The 18,403-nt window shown below is 68.7% G+C and carries 19 protein-coding genes; 13 read left to right on the forward strand and 6 right to left on the reverse strand.

All coding sequences use genetic code 11. The features are described 5' to 3' along the window. Positions 1–230: 230 nt before the first annotated feature. The 5 genes from ACIGFL_RS22880 (at position 231) to ACIGFL_RS22900 (ending at position 5,382) form a co-directional block, all read left to right on the forward strand. Positions 231–782: a chorismate--pyruvate lyase family protein gene (locus ACIGFL_RS22880; protein ID WP_397498663.1), complete on the forward strand. Its 552-nt coding sequence runs from the start codon at positions 231–233 to the stop codon at positions 780–782. Between the two features lie 160 nt (positions 783–942). Beyond that, positions 943–1,833 carry a 4-hydroxybenzoate octaprenyltransferase gene (gene ubiA / locus ACIGFL_RS22885; RefSeq protein ID WP_397498664.1) on the forward strand — a complete coding sequence of 297 codons (891 nt, stop codon included), beginning with the start codon at positions 943–945 and terminating at the stop codon, positions 1,831–1,833. Positions 1,834–1,917: 84 nt separating this feature from the next. Continuing rightward, entirely contained in the window at positions 1,918–2,607 is a 690-nt protein-coding gene (gene phoB, locus ACIGFL_RS22890) for a phosphate regulon transcriptional regulator PhoB (protein WP_003464641.1), read from the forward strand. A 42-nt stretch (positions 2,608–2,649) separates the two neighbouring features. After that, entirely contained in the window at positions 2,650–3,969 is a 1,320-nt protein-coding gene (gene phoR / locus ACIGFL_RS22895; protein ID WP_021443304.1) for a phosphate regulon sensor histidine kinase PhoR, read from the forward strand. Positions 3,970–4,041: 72 nt separating this feature from the next. Beyond that, positions 4,042–5,382, forward strand: a complete 1,341-nt coding sequence (locus ACIGFL_RS22900) for a hemolysin family protein (RefSeq protein WP_122110065.1) — start codon at positions 4,042–4,044, stop codon at positions 5,380–5,382. Here the strand turns inward: ACIGFL_RS22900 and ACIGFL_RS22905 are convergent. Continuing rightward, positions 5,369–6,529, reverse strand: a complete 1,161-nt coding sequence (locus ACIGFL_RS22905; RefSeq protein WP_397498665.1) for a BCCT family transporter — start codon at positions 6,527–6,529, stop codon at positions 5,369–5,371. The two genes, ACIGFL_RS22900 and ACIGFL_RS22905, sit on opposite strands and share 14 nt — an antisense overlap. Before the next feature lie 224 nt (positions 6,530–6,753). Here ACIGFL_RS22905 and rd point away from each other — a divergent pair, with 224 nt between their 5' ends. The 5 genes from rd (at position 6,754) to ACIGFL_RS22930 (ending at position 9,992) form a co-directional block, all read left to right on the forward strand. Beyond that, positions 6,754–6,921 carry a rubredoxin gene (gene rd, locus ACIGFL_RS22910; RefSeq protein ID WP_021443301.1) on the forward strand — a complete coding sequence of 56 codons (168 nt, stop codon included), beginning with the start codon at positions 6,754–6,756 and terminating at the stop codon, positions 6,919–6,921. A 79-nt stretch (positions 6,922–7,000) separates the two neighbouring features. Further along, positions 7,001–8,149 (forward strand): FAD-dependent oxidoreductase, encoded by a 1,149-nt coding sequence (locus tag ACIGFL_RS22915; protein WP_397498666.1) that lies wholly within the window; start codon positions 7,001–7,003, stop codon positions 8,147–8,149. Positions 8,150–8,337: 188 nt separating this feature from the next. After that, positions 8,338–8,610 (forward strand): HU family DNA-binding protein, encoded by a 273-nt coding sequence (locus tag ACIGFL_RS22920; RefSeq protein ID WP_003242571.1) that lies wholly within the window; start codon positions 8,338–8,340, stop codon positions 8,608–8,610. 160 nt (positions 8,611–8,770) lie between these two features. Continuing rightward, entirely contained in the window at positions 8,771–9,166 is a 396-nt protein-coding gene (locus tag ACIGFL_RS22925; RefSeq protein ID WP_397498667.1) for a helicase, read from the forward strand. 82 nt (positions 9,167–9,248) lie between these two features. After that, positions 9,249–9,992 carry a hypothetical protein gene (locus tag ACIGFL_RS22930; RefSeq protein ID WP_397488894.1) on the forward strand — a complete coding sequence of 248 codons (744 nt, stop codon included), beginning with the start codon at positions 9,249–9,251 and terminating at the stop codon, positions 9,990–9,992. Positions 9,993–10,113: 121 nt separating this feature from the next. Here ACIGFL_RS22930 and ACIGFL_RS22935 read toward each other — a convergent pair whose 3' ends face one another. From ACIGFL_RS22935 to ACIGFL_RS22945, 3 genes are all read right to left on the reverse strand, one after another. Next, positions 10,114–11,520, reverse strand: coding sequence for an aminoacyl-tRNA deacylase and HDOD domain-containing protein (locus ACIGFL_RS22935; protein ID WP_397498668.1), 1,407 nt, complete (start codon positions 11,518–11,520; stop codon positions 10,114–10,116). A gap of 91 nt (positions 11,521–11,611) precedes the next feature. Further along, a complete protein-coding gene (gene recG, locus ACIGFL_RS22940) occupies positions 11,612–13,687 on the reverse strand; it encodes an ATP-dependent DNA helicase RecG (RefSeq protein ID WP_397498669.1) in 2,076 nt (691 codons plus the stop codon). Between the two features lie 9 nt (positions 13,688–13,696). Further along, positions 13,697–14,626: a hydrogen peroxide-inducible genes activator gene (locus tag ACIGFL_RS22945; protein WP_021444296.1), complete on the reverse strand. Its 930-nt coding sequence runs from the start codon at positions 14,624–14,626 to the stop codon at positions 13,697–13,699. 98 nt (positions 14,627–14,724) lie between these two features. On the opposite strand from ACIGFL_RS22945, the gene ACIGFL_RS22950 reads away from it, so the two are divergent. From ACIGFL_RS22950 to ACIGFL_RS22960, 3 genes are all read left to right on the forward strand, one after another. Next, a complete protein-coding gene (locus ACIGFL_RS22950) occupies positions 14,725–15,582 on the forward strand; it encodes an NAD-dependent epimerase/dehydratase family protein (RefSeq protein WP_397498670.1) in 858 nt (285 codons plus the stop codon). Continuing rightward, positions 15,583–16,383, forward strand: a complete 801-nt coding sequence (locus ACIGFL_RS22955; protein WP_397498671.1) for an AraC family transcriptional regulator — start codon at positions 15,583–15,585, stop codon at positions 16,381–16,383. A 69-nt stretch (positions 16,384–16,452) separates the two neighbouring features. Then, entirely contained in the window at positions 16,453–17,073 is a 621-nt protein-coding gene (locus ACIGFL_RS22960; protein ID WP_397498672.1) for a LysE family translocator, read from the forward strand. A gap of 109 nt (positions 17,074–17,182) precedes the next feature. Here ACIGFL_RS22960 and ACIGFL_RS22965 read toward each other — a convergent pair whose 3' ends face one another. Together ACIGFL_RS22965 and ACIGFL_RS22970 are read right to left on the reverse strand one after the other, a co-directional pair. Next, positions 17,183–17,914, reverse strand: coding sequence for a hypothetical protein (locus ACIGFL_RS22965; RefSeq protein WP_397498673.1), 732 nt, complete (start codon positions 17,912–17,914; stop codon positions 17,183–17,185). A 57-nt stretch (positions 17,915–17,971) separates the two neighbouring features. After that, complete coding sequence (locus ACIGFL_RS22970; RefSeq protein ID WP_021446454.1) at positions 17,972–18,352, reverse strand: RidA family protein; 381 nt, start codon at positions 18,350–18,352, stop codon at positions 17,972–17,974. Positions 18,353–18,403: the final 51 nt, after the last annotated feature.

Raw genomic sequence — 18,403 nt, forward strand, 5'->3', positions numbered from 1 at the left:
GGGGCTTCCCCATGTGAGAGTAGGTCATCGTCAAGCTCCTATACGAAACCCCAGATCGCCAACGCGGTCTGGGGTTTCTTCTTTGCGCCGGGAAAGCTTTGCGAGCAAAGCTCGCTCCACAGCTCCTACAGGCAGAGCCGCCTGGACGAGGCATTATGCGTTTTGATCCACGAATGACTAACTGCCGCGTGCTAGACTCGCGCGCTTTCGTTCTGTGGTGATTGTCCTTCGTGCCCCACGCTGCCCTTGCCCATCCGCCGCGCTGGCTGACCTGCGCCCAGCTGCATCCGCAGCCGACCGCGGGGGTGCGCGACTGGCTGTTCAACCAGGACTCGTTGACCCGCCGCCTCACCGCGCTGTCGCATGACGGTTTCTCCGTTACCCCGCTGGACGAGGGCTGGCAGCGCCTGCGCAGCGACGAGTGCGCCGCGCTCGGCGTCGCCGAGGGCAGCCAGGGCTGGGTGCGCGAGGTGTACCTGTGCGGCCACGGCCAGCCCTGGGTATTCGCCCGCAGCGTCGCCGCGCGTAGCGTGCTGGAAGGCTCCGGGCTGAACCTGGCCGAGTTGGGCAGCCGTTCGCTCGGCGAGCTGCTGTTCAGCGATCGCGCCTTCGACCGCGGCGAGCTGCAGGCCTGTCGCTATCCCGCTGCCTGGCTGCCGCAAGAGGCGCGCGCCGAGCGTCTGTGGGCGCGGCGCTCCTGTTTTAGTCGCGGTGCACTCGGCGTGCTGGTGGCCGAAGTCTTTCTGCCGGCCTTCTGGCTGGCGGCCGGGATCGATATCTGAACGGCCTCGTGGGAGGGGCTTTCGGCTTGGGCATCCTGCATCCATGCAGCCGCAGCCGCAGTTGTCACCGTCGTCGCTAAAGCGCCTCCCAGCATTCCCCGTTGCCATCCGCGATTCTGTTCCCCCGTATAATCCGCGCAATCTGCCCGGAGACGCTTCGATGTACACCCGCCTGCTGCAATCGACCACCCGCCTGCACCCGCGCGCCTGGGATTTCATCCAGCTGATGCGCCTGGACAAGCCGATCGGCATCTACCTGCTGCTGTGGCCGACGCTGTGGGCGCTGTGGGTGGCGGCCGAAGGCGTGCCCAGCGCGAAGAACCTGTTCGTCTTCGTCGTCGGCGTGATCCTGATGCGCGCCGCCGGCTGCGTGATCAACGACTACGCCGACCGTAACTTCGACGGCCACGTCAGCCGCACCCGGGCCCGCCCGCTGGCCAGCGGCAAGATCCAGCCGCGCGAGGCGCTGATCCTGTTCGCCGTGCTGGTGGCGCTGAGCTTCGGCCTGGTGCTGCTGACCAACGCCGCGACCATCTGGCTGTCGTTCGGCGGCCTGGCCCTGGCGGCCTGCTACCCCTTCATGAAGCGCTACACTTTCTACCCCCAGGTGGTGCTCGGCGCGGCATTCTCCTGGGGCATGCCGATGGCCTTCACCGCCCAGACCGGCAGCCTGCCGCCCGAGGCCTGGCTGCTGTACATCGCCAACCTGCTGTGGACCGTGGCCTACGACACCTACTACGCCATGGCCGACCGTGAGGACGACCTGAAGATCGGGGTCAAGTCCACCGCCATCCTGTTCGGCGACGCCGACCGTCTGATCATCGCCACCCTGCAGGGACTGACGCTGCTCTGCCTGCTGCTGGCCGGCGCGCGTTTCGAGCTGGGGCTCTGCTTCCACGCCGGCCTGCTGGTCGCCGCCGCCTGCTTCGCCTGGGAGTACCACGCCACGCGCAACCGCAAGCCGATGGCCTGCTTCAACGCCTTCCTGCACAACCACTGGGCGGGGCTGGCGATCTTCGTCGGCATAGTGCTGGACTACGCCTGGCGCTGAAGCAGGCCGCGCACCTGTCATATCGCTGCAATAATTCCGTTATCTAATGCGGCGCAGACAGATGAACGAACCGAGGCGGTACCCATGGTTGGCAAGAACATCCTGATCGTCGACGACGAAGCACCGATCCGCGAGATGATCGCGGTGGCCCTGGAGATGGCCGGCTACGAGTGCCTGGAGGCGGAGAACACCCAGCAGGCGCATGCCGTCATCGTCGACCGCAAACCCGACCTGATCCTGCTCGACTGGATGCTGCCCGGCACCAGCGGCATCGAGCTGGCCCGCCGCCTCAAGCGCGACGAGCTGACCTGCGACATTCCGATCATCATGCTTACCGCCAAGGGCGAAGAGGACAACAAGATCCAGGGCCTGGAAGTCGGCGCCGACGACTACATCACCAAGCCCTTCTCCCCGCGCGAGCTGGTCGCCCGTCTCAAGGCCGTGCTGCGCCGCGCCGGGCCCAGCGACAGCGAGGCGCCGATCGAGGTTGGCGGCCTGCTGCTCGACCCCATCAGCCACCGCGTCACCATCGACGGCAAACCCGCCGAGATGGGCCCCACCGAATACCGCCTGCTGCAGTTCTTCATGACCCACCAGGAGCGGGCCTATACCCGCGGCCAACTGCTCGATCAGGTCTGGGGCGGCAACGTCTACGTCGAGGAACGCACCGTCGACGTGCATATCCGCCGCCTGCGCAAGGCCCTCGGTGATGCCTACGAAAACCTGGTGCAGACGGTGCGCGGCACCGGGTATCGTTTCTCCACCAAAGGCTGATCGCTGGCGCGGAGCTTCTGCGCACGCGCTCTGCTGACAAGGATGCGCTCCATCGTGAACCAAGACTGGCGTGGCGCCGTGGTGCGTCGCCTGCTGCTGCTGATCGGCGCCTGCCTGCTGCTGGGCCTGGTCACCGGCGAATATGCCTGGGCCCTGGCCGCCGGCCTGGCCGTCCACCTGGGCTGGACCCTCAGCCAGCTGCTGCGCCTGCACAAGTGGCTGCGCGAGCACAAACCCGACGAGCCGCCGCCGGACGGCTACGGCCTGTGGGGCGAGGTGTTCGACAGCATCTATCACCTGCAGCGGCGCAACGAGAAGGCGCGCGGCCGTTTGCAGGCGGTGATCGATCGCGTGCAAGAGTCCACCGCGGCGCTCAAGGACGCGGTGGTGATGCTCGACAGCCAGGGCAACCTGGAGTGGTGGAACCGCGCCGCCGAGACCCTGCTGGGCCTGAAGACGCCGCAGGACAGCGGCCAGCCCATCGCCAACCTGGTGCGCGACCCGCGTTTCAAGGACTACTTCGAGCGCGGCAACTATGCCGAGGCGCTGGAGATTCCTTCGCCGGTCAACGACCGCCGTCGTTTGCAATTCCATATCACCCAGTACGGCAACCGCGAGCACCTGCTGCTGGTGCGCGACGTCACCCGCCTGCATCAGCTGGAGCAGATGCGCAAGGACTTCGTCGCCAACGTCTCCCACGAGCTGCGCACGCCGCTGACGGTGATCGCCGGTTACCTGGAGACCCTGCTGGACAACGTCGAGGCGGTCAATCCGCGCTGGCTGCGGGCGCTGCAGCAGATGCAGCAGCAGGGCGCGCGCATGCAGACGCTGCTCAACGACCTGCTCTTGTTGGCCAAGCTGGAGGCCACCGACTACCCCTCGGACAACCAGCCGGTGGCGGTCGACCTGCTGCTGCTGTCGATCAAGAACGACGCCCAGGCGCTGTCCGGCGAGCAGCACCATCGCATCAGCCTGGAAGCCGACCCGCACCTCAGGCTCAAGGGCAGCGAGGCGGAGTTGCGCAGCGCCTTCTCCAACCTGGTGTTCAATGCGGTGAAGTACACCCCGGCCGGCGGCGAGATTCGCATCCGCTGGCAGGGCGACGAGCAGGGCGCGCACCTCAGCGTGCAAGACACCGGCATGGGCATCGAGGCCAAGCACCTGCCGCGGCTGACCGAGCGTTTCTACCGGGTCGACTCCAGCCGTGCCAGCAACACCGGCGGTACCGGCCTCGGCCTGGCCATCGTCAAGCACGTGCTGCTGCGCCATCGCGGCAATCTGGCGATCGTCAGCGTGCCGGGCAAGGGCAGTACCTTCACCTGTCATTTCGCCCCGGCGCAGGTGGTGCAGCGCGTCCGCTGAGGCCGCCTCGGCTCTTGCAAAGCGTCGCGCCAGCCCCCACCCTCTAGCGGTCATTGGCCAACCCGAATCCCCATGGACCCTTCCACGAGCCTCTCCGTTTCCACCTACTTCGCCGACTTCGGCCTCGTCCTGTTCGCCCTGTTTCTGGTCCTGCTCAATGGCTTCTTCGTCGCCGCCGAGTTCGCCATCGTCCGCCTGCGTGCCACCAAGGTCGACGCCCTGGCCGAGGCGCACGGCTGGCGCGGGCATATCCTGCGCACCGTGCACAACCAGATGGACGCCTACCTGTCGGCCTGTCAGCTGGGCATCACCCTGGCCTCGCTGGGCCTGGGCTGGGTCGGCGAGCCGGCCTTCGCTCACCTGCTCGAGCCGCTGCTCGGCGCCCTGGGCGTGGAGTCGCCCAAGCTGGTGCACGGCATCGCCTTCTTCACCGCGTTCTCGATCATTTCCTACCTGCACATAGTGGTCGGCGAGCTGGCGCCCAAGTCCTGGGCGATCCGCAAGCCCGAGCTGCTCTCGCTGTGGACGGCGGCGCCGCTGTACGCCTTCTACTGGCTGATGTACCCGGCGATCTTCGTCCTCAACGCCAGCGCCAACGCCATCCTGCGCGTCGCCGGCCAGGGCGAGCCGGGGCCGCACCACGAGCACCACTACAGCCGCGACGAGCTCAAGCTGATCCTCCACTCCAGCCGCGCCAGCGCGCCCAGCGACCAGGACATGCGCGTGCTGGCCTCGGCGGTGGAGCTGGGCGAGCTGGAAGTGGTGGACTGGGCCAACTCGCGCGAGGACCTGGTGTACCTGGAGCTCAACGCCAGCCTCGACCAGGTGTTCGCCACCTTCCGCCGGCACAAGTACAGCCGCTACCCGATCTTCGACGAGAGCAAGGGCGAGTTCGTCGGCGTGCTGCATATCAAGGACCTGCTGCTGCACCTGTCGCTGCTGGAGATGCTGCCCTCGGCGCTCAAGCTGGGCGAACTGATGCACCCGCTGGAGCGGGTCAACCGGCACATGCCGCTGTCGCAGCTGCTCGAACAGTTCCGCCAGGGTGGCGCGCACTTCGCCCTGGTCGAGGAGGCCGACGGCAAAGTAATCGGCTACCTGACCATGGAGGACGTGCTCGAGGCCCTGGTCGGCGATATTCAGGACGAGCACCGCAAGGCCGAGCGCGGCATCCTCGCCTACCAGCCGGGCAAGCTGCTGGTGCGCGGCGACACGCCGCTGGCCAAGGTCGAGCGCCTGCTCGGCGTCGACCTCGACCATATCGAGGCCGAGACCCTGGCCGGGCTGATCTACGACTACCTCAAGCGCATGCCCGAGGAGGAAGAGGTGCTGGAAACCGACGGCCTGCGCATCATCGTCAAGAAGATGAAGGGGCCCAAGGTGGTGCTGGCCAAGGTGCTCAAGCTCGACTGACGCCTGGGCGTGGCGCGCCGATGCCGCGCAACGCCGGGCGGCAGCGGCGCAGCAGCAGGACCAGGGTCACGGCGTACAGGCCGATCACCGTCAGGCCCACCCAGTGGATCTCGAACGGGGTGAACTTGAAGGCCAGCACCAGGGCGCCGAGCAGGGTGAAGTGGCAGGCCAGGAAGCGCCCGCGGCCCAGGCGCTGCACGCTGAGGCCGAGGTTGTCGCTGTACAGGCGCACCAGCGAATCCACCGAGTTGATCACGAAGATCACCCCCACGGCGAGCATCGCCAGCTTCCACAGCGGGGCGATGGCGATGTTCTCGGCGAAATGGTGGTGCAGCACGGCGAACCAGATCGCCAGCGGAATCGACGGGATGATCAGCAGCGCCAGCAGCAGCTGGTAGGTCTTCAGACCGCCGACGAAGCGCGAGACGAACTGGCCGATCATGATGCTCCAGGCGAACCACCAGAACAGGTAGAAGGCGTGGTAGTCGCTCAGCGGCAGGACGAAGCGCGGCAGCTCGGCGAAGTAGCCGCTGCCGATGGCCGCCGCTGCCGCGGCGAAATGTTCGGGGCCGACCCCGCCGACCAGCGCCATGGCCAGGATCAGGGCGAAGAACAGCCAGGTGGAGGCGACGCTGAGGATCTTCAGGTAGCGGATATCGGTGCTGGAGTAGATCGCCGCCAGGAGGATCGCCACCACCGTCAGGTACTGCCAGGCCTCGCCGACCTCGGGGGCGTACCAGGCGATATTGACCAGGAACAGGTAGGCGGTGAAGGCGCAGGTGGCGACTATCACCAGGTTGTTCACCAGCTTCACCGGACGCAGCTCGAACAGTTTGACCTTGGGTTCGATCACGCAGAAGTAGAAGGTGGTGATGAAGTACAGCAGCCAGACCAGGAAGCCCCAGAAGCCGAAGGCCACCGCCAGCGGGTTGGAGAACTGGTAGGGCGCCTCGCTGGCGTACACCGGGAATTCGGTGAGCGGGAAGATGATCAGGCCCATGTCCAGGCCCGAGGTGAAGAGGATGGCGAGGAAGGTGAACAGCCCCACCGGCTCGCTGCCGGTGCAGCGTAGCCGGCCCCAGCGCAGCAGCACCCAGAAGGTCAGAGCGAGGAGGGCGAGGATCGCCGCGGAGAGAATCGCGTTCATCGGTGCGTGGCCTCGTGCTTTCTTGTTGGAATCGCCCGGTTTTCCCCGGGAGGCCCTGGATACTGCTTCAACCCCGGCCCGCGGACATATCCGAGGGCGTCACGTTGCGTACCGATTACGGCCATGCGGCGCCCCAACCTCCGTCTGGAGGGGGCGCCGCGCGCTTGGCTGGCGAACCCTATCTGGAGTAGGGTCGGTGTGAGCGGGCGCGGAAGGAGAGGGCGATGCGCAAGTGGCAATGCGTGGTCTGCGGTTTCATCTATGACGAGGCCGAGGGCCTACCCGAAGAGGGCATAGATCCCGGCACGGCCTGGGAGGACATTCCCGCCGACTGGGTATGCCCGGACTGCGGCGTGGGCAAGGCGGATTTCGAGATGATCGAAGTGTCCTGAGCGGCGCGGTTTCTTTCACTGGATCAATGGCGACGGCCCGCGGGCCGTCGCGTCGTATGCGAAGCGAGGAGTTGTGAACATGAGTGCACCTGTGGTGATCGTCGGCACCGGCCTGGCCGGCTACAACCTGGCCAAGGAGTGGCGCAAGCTGGACGGCGATACGCCGCTGCTGCTGATCACCGCCGACGACGGGCGCTCCTACTCCAAGCCGATGCTGTCCACCGGCTTCGGCAAGAACAAGGACGCCGACGGCCTGGCGATGGCCGAGGTGGGCGCCATGGCCGAGCAGCTCAAGGCCGAGATCCGCACCCACACCCGCATCACCGGCATCGACCCGGAGCACCAGCGCCTGTGGATCGGCGAGGAGGCCGTGGCCTATCGCGACCTGGTGCTGGCCTGGGGCGCCGAGCCGATCCGCGTGCCGGTGGAAGGCGACGCGCAGGACGCCATCTACCCGATCAACGACCTGGAGGACTACGCACGCTTTCGCGCGGCGGCGGCCGGCAAGCGCCGCGTGCTGCTGCTCGGCGCCGGCCTGATCGGCTGCGAGTTCGCCAACGACCTCAGCGCCGGCGGCTATCAGGTCGAGCTGGTGGCGCCCTGCGAGCAGGTCATGCCCGGCCTGCTGCACCCGGCCGCCGCGGCGGCGGTGCAGGCCGGCCTGGAAAGCCTCGGCGCGCGGTTCCACCTCGGCCCGGTGCTGGCCAGCCTCAACCACAAGGGTGAGGCGCTGCAGGCGCTGCTGTCCGATGGCAGCCTGATCGACTGCGACCTGGTGGTGTCCGCCGTCGGCCTGCGCCCGCGCATCGAGCTGGCCGCCGCCGCCGGGCTGGCGGTGGGCCGCGGGGTGGTGGTCGACCGCCGGCTGCAGACCTCCCACGCCCATATCTATGCCCTCGGCGACTGCGCCGAGGTGGACGGCCTCAACCTGCTCTACGTGATGCCGCTGATGGCCTGCGCCCGCGCCCTGGCCAAGACCCTGGCCGGCGAGCCGACGGCGGTCAGCTATGGCCCCATGCCGGTGACGGTGAAGACCCCGGTGTGCCCGCTGGTGGTGTCGCCGCCGCCGCGCGGCAGCCAGGGCGAGTGGACGGTGGAAGGCAGCGGCGGCGATATCAAGGCGCTGTGCCGCGACGCCGCGGGCAGCCTGCTGGGCTACGCCCTGACCGGCAGCGCCGTGCAGGAAAAACTGGCGCTGAACCGGGAGCTGCCGGCGCTGTTGGCATGATTGCCGGCGGTTCTGTCGGATACGCCACGAAAATGCCCGGCCAAAGTGTCGGACGAGACTGGCGCAGTGCGATGCGGCATGCCATTCTCCCTGGGGTCTGCCGCAGCGCAGAGCTGTTGCGGCGCCTTGGGCGCTGTTCTGGAAGGACAGCACGGACACAACAACAAAAAACCGTCAAAGAGGCATCTATGCGTAAACCGGAACTCGCCGCCGCCATCGCCGAAAAGGCTGATCTGACCAAGGATCAGGCCAATCGTGTACTCAACGCCGTACTGGAAGAAATCACCGGTGCACTGAACCGCAAGGACAGTGTGACCCTGGTGGGCTTCGGTACCTTCGTCCAGCGCCACCGTGGCGCCCGCACCGGGAAGAACCCGCAAACCGGTCAGCCGGTCAAGATCAAGGCCAGCAACACCGTCGCCTTCAAACCGGGCAAGTCCCTGAAAGACGCGGTCAACTGAGCCTGTCGCCCGGAGCCGCTCGGCTCCGGGCCTCTCCCGTCTGGGTGCGTACGACGCAGCCGGCGCCTTCAGCGTCCCCACCGTGCTTTTGGCAGGCTGTAGTCCTGCAAGAAAACCACTACAATGCGCGGCCATCATCTTCGATCATTGGGGCCTGTGCATGAAATTCCGTTTTCTCCTGTGGATGCTGGGCCGCCTCATGGCCAAGGCCAGTCGCGACAACCCGGCGTTTCGTCAGCAGCTCGAAGGCCGCGATATGGTGTTCCAGCTGCATACCCTGGACGGCAAGGTGGCGCGCCACTTCATCGTCGCGGGCCAGCGCATCAGCAGCAAGCGTGGCCCGGCCAGTCAGCCCGCTTTCGCCATCGGCTTCAAGGATGCCGCCTATGGTTTCGCCACCATGACCGCGAAGAACAAGCAGCTGGCCTTCATGCAGGGCATCCAGAACAAGGACATCCAGATCCAGGGCAACCCGGCGCTGGTGATGTGGTTCCAGGGGTTGACCAAGTACCTGACACCGAAGAAGAAGGTCGATTCGGCGAAAAAGGCCGCCTGATCCCCAGTTGCGCGCGCCGTCGCTGGTCGGCGCGCCGCGCTTTGGTTAGGCTGCCCGGCAAGTCCCAGTGGAAAGCCTGGCCATGCGTCTGATCGTCCTGCCCCTCCTGCTGCTGGCGGCCGCCTCGCTGCGGGCCGAGCCGGCCTCTCCCCACGCGCTGTTGCCGCTGTTCGAACTGGCCGGTATCCATCTGCTCTGCGAGCAGAGCGCGCCCTTGCTGCAGCGCGGCCAGGAACCGGCCGAGCAGCAGCGCCTGGGGCAGCTGTTCGCCGGCCCGGCGCTGTGCCTGGAGCTGGCCAAGCGGGTCAGCGCCCAGCTCGATGCCGCGCAGCTGGCGCAGGCCCGCGAGCGCCTCGACAGCCCGCTGGCGCGGCGTTTCACCGCCGCCGAACGGGCGGTCGGCGAGCAGCCGCAGGGCCTGGTCGAGTATCGCCAGCGCCTGGCCGCGCAGCCGCCGCGCGGTGTGCGCCTGGAACTGGTCAAGCGTCTGGATGCGGCGGCGCACACCACGGTGCTGGCCAGCCTGCTGCGTTACGAGGTGGGCAAGACCCAGGCGTTGCTGGCGCTGCGCGCGCGCGGCGAGAACCTCGACGAGGCCGAGCTGCAGGCGCAGACCCAGACCCAGGCCGCGGCCATTCGCCAGTCCAGCGCCCAGGCGGTGGAATCCTTCATGCTTTATGCCTACCGGCAGATGCCCAGCGAGCAGTTGGCCGAGTATGCCGCGCTGTACGAGCACGCCAGCGTCAACCGCCTGCTCGCCGCCAGCGTGGCGGCGGTACCGCAGCTGTTCGGCGAACGCCGCGAGCAATTGCGCCAGGCGCGCTAGGCGGAGCAAGCCTCGGCAGCGTCGGGCGGAGCGCTGCGCGCGCGTTGGGCTTCGCTGCGCTCAGCGCCAAGCTACGCGCGCCCGTGCATGACCCCGCGAGCAGCGCGCGGGCGGCGTCGGCTCAGTGCGGATGCTGGAACTGCGCCGCCAGTTCGCGCAGCGCCACTTCGGCGGCCAGCACCTTGCTCACCGCGTCGTCGGCCTTTTCCCGGCTCAGGCCCAGGGCCTCGAACAGTTCATCGGGAATCTCTTCCTGCGGTCCGGCGCCGATGCCGCGGTTGCGCAGCAGGCGCACGGCCAGGCACACCAGGTTGGCGAAGGCGGCGTGATCGCCGGCGTAGCTGGGGTCGTGCTGGAAGCGCAGGGCGCAGGCCAGTTCCTCGGGCATGTCCCAGTGGCGCATCAGCCAGGCGCCGATCTGTTCGCGGGTGATGCCCAGCAGGTGCTGCTCGATATGGCTGGCCGGCAGGTGCGGGTTGACCTCCAGGTGCCGGCAGATCAGCGAGAAATGCGGCGGGAACACGTGCGCCAGGACCAGGTAGCCGAAGTTGTGCAGCAGCCCGGCGAGGTAGGTCAGGCCGGCTTCCGGGCGCTGCGCACGGGGCATGGCGCGGGTCAGGCCCTCGATCACCGCGGCGCTGTAGATCGCCTGCTGCCAGTAGGGCGTGGCGTGCTGCGGCTGGTCCTTGGGCAGGCTGAGGGTCTTGCCCAGGGCCAGGCCGAGCGCCAGGTTGATCACCAGGTCGAAGCCCAGCACGCGGACGATGGCGTCCTCCACCGAGCGGATCTTGCCCGGCGCGGCGTAGTAGGGCGAGGCGGCCCAGCTGACCACCTGGGCCGCCAGCGCCGGGTCGGTCTCGACCACGCCGGTGATGTCGTCCACCGTGGCGTCGGGGTCGACGCGCAGCTTGATGATCTTCTGCGCGGTCTCCGGCAGCGGCGGAATCTCGATGGTTTCCTCCAGGCGCTGCTGGATGCGCCGCGCGGTGAAGGCCTGCACCGCCTGGGTGATCTCGGCGCGGTCGTCGTCGGGGCGGTCGAGGTTCGGCCTGATCGCGCTCAGCGGCTCGCCGAAGCGCGCCGCGCTGGCCTTGCTCAGCAGCGTCTTGTAGGCCTCGGTGGGAATCTCCAGCAGCACCCCGGGCTGGCCGGACTCCACCAGCAGGCTGGGCACCTGCAGCAGGCGCTCGTCGTACAGGCAGGGCGAGCTGGTCAGCGGCGGCAGGCCGGGCAATAGCGCCAGGTTGTGCTTGCCGAGCATGCGCTCCAGCCGCTCCGGCTTGACCGCGGTGAGCTGGCGCCCGGTGAGTTCGGCCAGGCGGCCGAGGTCGAGCAGCTGGCTGCGCGGGTAGAGCACCAGCAGGGCGCCCACGGCATCCTCCAGCAGCACCGCCTGCAGGCGAGCGGCGGCCGGCAGGCCGGGGCGCTCGGCGCAGACCCGGTAGGGCACGGCGAGCTTGTCCAGCAGCTGCAGGATCACCGCGGGCGGCTGCGGATGGGCGTTGGGGGCGAAGGCGGCTTCAGTCATTTCGGGTATCCGGCGGTGGCGCATGTGCCCGGAGTATAACCAGCGGGCATCGGTGCGAAGGTTCGGGGCGACGGTCGCCCTGTGATTCAGTTCACACTTGACCGTATTGTTGGCCGTGACGCAACCAGCGCTCCAGCAACGGCGCGACATGCTGCGGCCAGCGCTCCAGCAAGGCGGCGGCGGCGTCGCGCACGGCCGGCAGCAGGTCGGCGTCGCGCATCAGGTCGGCCACCTTGAACTGCAGCAGACCGGTCTGGCGGGTGCCGAGCATCTCGCCCGGTCCGCGCAGCTCCAGGTCCTTCTCGGCGATGACGAAACCGTCGGTGGTCTCGCGCATGATGCCCAAGCGTTCGCGGCCCAGTTGCGACAGCGGCGCGTGGTAGAGCAGCACGCAGTGGCTGGCGGCGCTGCCGCGACCGACCCGCCCGCGCAGCTGGTGCAGTTGCGCCAAGCCCAATCTTTCCGGGTTTTCGATAATCATCAGGCTGGCATTGGGCACGTCGACGCCCACCTCGATCACCGTGGTGGCCACCAGCAGCTGCAGCCGGCCCAGCTTGAATTCGTCCATCACCGCGGCCTTCTCGGCCGGCTTCATGCGCCCGTGGATCAACCCCACACGCAGCTCGCCCAGCGCACTGGAGAGCTCCTCGAAGCTGGTCTCGGCGGCCTGGCAGGTGAGTTCCTCGGATTCCTCGATCAGGGTGCACACCCAGTAGGCCTGGCGCCCCTGCTGGCAGGCACTGCGCACGCGCTCGACCACCTCGTCGCGGCGGCTGTCGGCGATCACCAGGGTGTTGACCGGGGTGCGCCCCGGCGGCAGCTCGTCGAGGATCGAGGTGTCCAGGTCGGCGTAGGCGCTCATCGCCAGCGTGCGCGGGATGGGTGTGGCGGTCATGATCAGCTGGTGCGGGCAGAGCCGGCCGTCGATGCCCTTCCGGCGCAGGGCCAGGCGCTGCTGCACGCCGAAGCGGTGCTGCTCGTCAATGATCACCAGCGCCAGGCGCTTGAACCGTACTTCGTCCTGGAACAGCGCATGGGTGCCGACCACCATCGGGCAGCCCGCGGCTATCTGTTCCAGCGCGGCCGCGCGGGCCTTGCCCTTGAGCTTGCCGGCCAGCCAGGCGACGTCCAGGCCGAGCGGCGCCAGCCACTTGCTGAAGTTGAGAAAGTGCTGCTCGGCGAGAATCTCGGTCGGCGCCATCAATGCCACCTGATAGCCGGCCTCCAGCGCCTGCAGCGCGGCCAGGGCGGCGACCACCGTCTTGCCGGCGCCGACGTCGCCCTGCACCAGGCGCAGCATGGGTTCGCTCTGCGCCAGGTCGTAGGCGATCTCGGCGCCGACCCGCTGCTGCGCGCCGGTGGGGGCGAAACCGAGGTTGGCGAGGTACTGCTGCGGCAGTCTTTTCGCCGGCGGCAGCGCCGGCGCCTGCTGCGCGCGCACCTGCTCGCGCAGGCGTTGCAGCGACAGCTGGTGGGTCAGCAGCTCTTCGAAGGCCAGCCGATGTTGGGCCCAGTGGCGACCCTCGGCGAGTTCCTCGACATCGGCGTCCGGCGGTGGCCGGTGCAGGTAGCGGATGGCATCGCTCAGCGGCGCCAGGCGGTAGTCGCGGGCCAGCTCGTCGGGCAGCCAGTCCGGCAGGCTGTGCGGGCCGAGGCGGGCCAGGGCCAGTTGGCTCAGGCTGCGCAGGCGCTGCTGGGTGAGGCCCTCGGTGGTCGGGTAGATGGGCGTCAGGCTCTGTTCCACCGGGGCCGGCTCGTCGCCGCTCTGCGCGCGGTATTCCGGGTGGTAGATCTCCAGGCCGGTGGCGCCGGGGCGTACTTCACCGTAGCAGCGCAGCGCGGTGCCGCGTTTGAGGCCTTCCTTCTGCGCCTGGCTGAAGTGGAAGAAACGAAGGCTCAGCGTGCCGCTGCCGTCCTGCAGGCGCACCAGAAGGCTGCGGCGCCGGCCCATGACCACGTCGGCGCCGGCGACGATGCCCTCGACCACCGCATCCTGCCCTGGGCGCAGGGCGCCGATGGGGGTGATGCGGGTGCGATCCTGATAGCGCAGCGGCAGGTGGAACAGTACGTCCTGCAGGTTTTCCAGGCCGACCTTGGCCAGCTTCTCGGCCAGGGCCGCACCCACGCCCTTGAGCGCGGTGATGGAAACCGTCGCCAACTCGGTCATGCTGCGACCTCAGGCGCTCTTGGCCTGCGGGTTGCGGGCGACCGAGCAGAGGCGGATGGAGTCGGCCAGCACTTCGATGGCGTTGGGCCGCGGGAAGCTGGCGCGCCAGGCGATGGCCACGGTGCGGAAGGGTACCGGCGCGCTGAGCGGACGCACCTCGATCACGCCGGGCGCGTAGTGGTGGCTGTCCACCGCGGAGAACGGCAGGATCGACACGCCGAGGCCGGAGGCGACCATATGGCGGATGGTCTCCAGCGAGCTGGATTCCACCGTGGTGTGCTTGCCGTGGTCGTCGCCGCCCTTGCGCAGGGTCGGGCAGGCCTCCAGCACCTGGTCGCGGAAGCAGTGGCCCTCGCCGAGCAGCAGCAGGCTCTTGTCGTTGAGCAGCTTGGTGTCGATGGTGTCCATCGCCGCCCAGGGGTGGCCGGCTGGCAGCAGGGCGTAGAACGGCTCGTCGTACAGCGGCTTGGTCAGTACATCGGCTTCCTGGAACGGCAGGGCGATGATGATGGCGTCCAGCTCGCCGGTGCGCAGCTTGTCGCGCAGGATATGGGTGAAGTTTTCCTCGATATACAGCGGCATGTCCGGGGCGACCCGGTGCAGCTGCGGAATCAGGTGGGGGAACAGGTAGGGGCCGACGGTGTAGATGGCGCCGATCTTCAGCGGTGCGGCCAGCTGGTTCTTGCCGGCCTGGGCCAGTTCGCGGATGCCCTGGGCCTGCTCCAGCACCTTCTGCGCCTGGGTGACGATGCCCTCGCCGACCGGCGTCAGGCGTACCGCGCTCTTGCTGCGCTCGAAGATCAGCACGCCGAGCTCGTCCTCCAGCTTCTTCACCCCGACCGACAGGGTCGGCTGGCTGACGTGGCAGCGCTCGGCGGCGCGGCCGAAGTGCTGTTCCTGGGCGAGGGTGACGATATAGCGCAGTTCGGTGAGGGTCATAGTGTTTATCCATTAAGTTGCCGGCAAGCATAGCCTTTGCATTGAGATGAACCAACCGGGCTACACTGCGCCTTCGCACAAATCTCGGGGAGAAAAGCATGTCCGCATGCAACAGCCTGCTGATCGCCGGGTGCGGCGACGTCGGCACCCGGCTCGGCCTGCGCCTGGCCGAAGCCGGTTGGCGGGTGCACGGCCTGCGCCGTACGGTGGCGCAGTTGCCCGCCGCCATCGCGCCGGTGGCCGGTGATCTGCACGCAGACGCCTGCCCGGCGGCCTGGCCGCCGGGCGAGCTGGATTACCTGGTGTATTGCGCGGCGGCCAGCCAGCACGACGAGGCCGGCTATCGCGCCGCCTATGTCGACGGCCTGCGCCACGTGCTGGCCTGGCTGGCGCAGCACGGCCAACGCCCGCGGCGCATCCTGTTCGCCTCCAGCAGCGGGGTGTACGGGCAGCAGCAGGGCGAGTGGGTCGACGAGGACTCGCCGGCCGCGGCACAGAGCTATTCGGCGCGGATCATGCGCGAGGCCGAGCAACTGGCACTGGGCAGCGGCCTGCCGGCCAGCGTGGTGCGCCTGACCGGCCTCTACGGCCCTGGCCGCGAGTGGCTGCTGAGCCAGGTGCGCGGCGGTTATCGGGTCAGCGAGACGCCGCCGCTGTACGGCAACCGCATCCATGTCGATGATGCAGCGGGGCTGTTCGCCACGCTTCTGCAGGCGGACGCCGCGGGTGCGCCCTTGGCCGACTGCTACCTGGGCGTCGACGACGAGCCGGCGCCGCTGCACGAGGTGGTGGCCTGGCTGCGCGGGCAACTGGGCGTCAGCCACTGGAGCGACGAGCAGCGCGTGCGCCGCGCCGGCAGCAAGCGCTGCAGCAACGCCCGCGCCCGCGCACTGGGCTGGGCGCCGCAGTACCCGAGCTACCGCGAGGGCTATGCGGCGATTCTGGCGGGACGCTAGATGGACGCCAATCGCCTGCTGGCCAAGCCCTGGCTGCCGGGTGTGGAGCTGTTCCATGCCGACTTCTCCGGGCAGGCGTTCGGCCGTCACAGTCACGATGCCTTCGCCGTCGGCGCCATCCTGGCGGGCGTCGGCGGCTACCAGTGTCGTGGTCAGCGCCACGCCTTGCCGGCCGGCACCCTGTCGCTGATGAATCCCGAGGAGCCGCACACCGGCCATGCCGAATCGCCGCGGCTGGTCTACCGCATGCTCTATATCGAGGAGGCGCGGCTGCCGGCGCTGCTCGGGCGCAAGCGCCTGCCCGATGGCTCTCGCAGCCTCAATCCGACCGACGACGGTCAGGTCGCCGCGGGTCTGGCGCGTCTGGCGCAGGAGTTCGAGCGCGGCGACGCGCTGGCGCTGGAGAGCGAGCTGCTGGCCGTGCTGGAACTGGTGTTCGTCCGCCATGGCGGCCTGCGCGCGGCGCGCCCGGCGCCGCGCGACGGCGGGGTGACGGCCTTCGTGCGCGACTACCTGGAGGCGCACTATGCCGAGGCGGTCAGCCTGGAGCAGTTGGCCGGGCTGGTGCAGCGCCATCCGCGCCACCTGATCGAAGCCTTTCGCCGCGCCTATGGCGTGCCGCCGCACACCTACCTGCTGCAGCGCCGCGTGCGCGAAGCCAAGCGCCTGCTGCTGGGCGAGCAGGCGCCGCTGGCGGTGGCGCTGAGCCTGGGCTTCTACGATCAGGCGCATTTTGCCGGGACCTTCAAGCGTTTTACCGGCGTCACCCCCGGCCAGTTCCGGCGCGGCGCGGTGACCTGAGTTTTCTCCAAGACTCCGGCGCAGAGCCCTCGGGAAACTGATCGCCCTGTTCGCCGGAGGTCGCTTTCGATGTCTGCCTTGTTCGTGCTGGTGGCCAGCACCCATTTCGCCGCCCTGCTGTCGCCGGGGCCGGACTTCTTGCTGCTGATTCGCACCGCCCTCGGCGACGGCCGGCGTCAGGCCGATGGCTGCGCCGCCGGTATCGCCCTGGCCAATCTGCTGAGCATGCTGCTGGTGTCGCTCGCCCTGGGCCTGTTGCCGGGGCAGGGCGGTGGCTTCTGGCGCGTGCTGCAGGCGCTGGGCGGCGCCTACTTCGCCTGGCTCGGCCTGCAGGCCTTGCTGTCGCGGCGTGAGCTGAACCTGCCATTGGGACAGCAGGCGGCGGCCGGCAGCTGGTGGCGCGGGCTGCGCCAAGGGCTGTTGGCCAGCAGCCTCAATCCCAAGCTGCCGCTGTTCTATGCCGGGTTGTTCGGCGTGCTGCGCGAGGCGGCCATGCCGGTCTGGGGGCTGGTCCTGGCCATGGCCTGGATGACCCTGGTGGTCTGGCTGTGGGATCTGGCGCTGGTGCGCCTGCTCGGCCGGCGACGCTGGCGCGGCTGGCTGCAGCGCCGGGTGCGCTGGCTGGATCGTGGCTGCGGGGCGCTGCTGCTGGCGCTGGGGAGCTGGCTGCTGCTGGGTGCTTTGGGCTGAAGGGGGGCGGCTGGTGCGGATGCAATCCGGCAATCGCCTGCCGCCACAGTCCCGGGTTGCATCCGGGCGCTACGTGGCAGCCAGCTTGGCGGGATCGGCGCGACGCCGCTCAGCGCCGCTTGAGCAGCCAGCGCTGCGGGCCGGGCTGGTACTCGGGCATTTCGTCGAACTGGGCGCGGTTGTGCGCCTCGAAGATGCGCAGCTGGTCGCCCTCGTGGACGAACAGCCAGGGGCTGCCCTGGTCGCCCGCCTGTAGCCACAGGCTGTCGTGTTCGCCGCTCATGGCCGCGCAGTCGCCGGCCAGGCACAGGGCGAAGCGTTCGGCGCCGGGCAGGCCCTGGACCTGGCCGTCGGCGGCGAAACGCACCAGGCCGCCCTGGCCCAGGCCCTCGGCGATCAGCCAGTCGCCGCCGAGGTAGCCGCGGTACAGCGCCTGCTCGAAGCTGCTGCCCAGCGGCGCGCCATTGCTCTGGTCGGCACTGCGGGCGAAGCGCTGCTCCGGCCAGTAGCCGCTGGCCACCTGGGTCAGCTGGCCGCCCTGCAGGCTCAGCTGCTCCTGGTAGTCGCCGTAGAAGGTCACCTGCCAGCGCCCGTCGCCGGCCGCCTGCAGGCGCCCTTCGGCCAGTTCGAAACCGTTGCTGTAGCTGGCCTGCTGGCGCTCGGGGTCGATCTGCCACTCCAGGTTCGGCCCGTAGGCCAGCAGCGCCTCGCGCAGGCGGCCGCTTTCGCGCGCGGCGTCGATGGCCGCCTGGTTGATCCAGGTGCCGCTCGGGTCGTTGCTCGGGGTGCCGGCGCAGCCGACCAGCAGGGCGCTGCACAGCAGCAGGGAAAGCAGGCGCATGGCGGTCTCCATGCCGGGCGGGAAGAGAGGGCGGGGCAGCGGGCCCCGCCGCAGGACTTACTCGAGAACCAGAATAGCGTCCATTTCCACCTGCGCGCCGCGCGGCAGGGCGGCCACGCCGATGGCGGCGCGGGCCGGGTAGGGCTGCTCGAAGTAGCGGCCCATGACTTCGTTGACCTTGGCGAAGTGGGAGAGGTCGGTGAGGAAGATGTTCAGCTTGACGATGTCCTTGAACGAGCCGCCGGCGGCTTCGGCCACCGCCTTGAGGTTCTCGAACACCTGCACGGTCTGCGCTTCGAAGCCTTCGACCAGCTCCATGCTGACCGGGTCCAGCGGGATCTGTCCGGACATGTAGAGGGTGTTGCCGGCCTTGATCGCCTGGGAGTAGGTGCCGATGGCGGCCGGGGCCTTGTCGCTGGTGATGACGGTCTTGCTCATGAATCGCTCCTTGGAAAAGGCAGCTTCAAGCCATGGGCCTCGAGCTGCAAG

It is taken from the genome of Pseudomonas sp. NPDC077649 (assembly GCF_044542855.1).
Lineage (GTDB): Bacteria > Pseudomonadota > Gammaproteobacteria > Pseudomonadales > Pseudomonadaceae > Aquipseudomonas.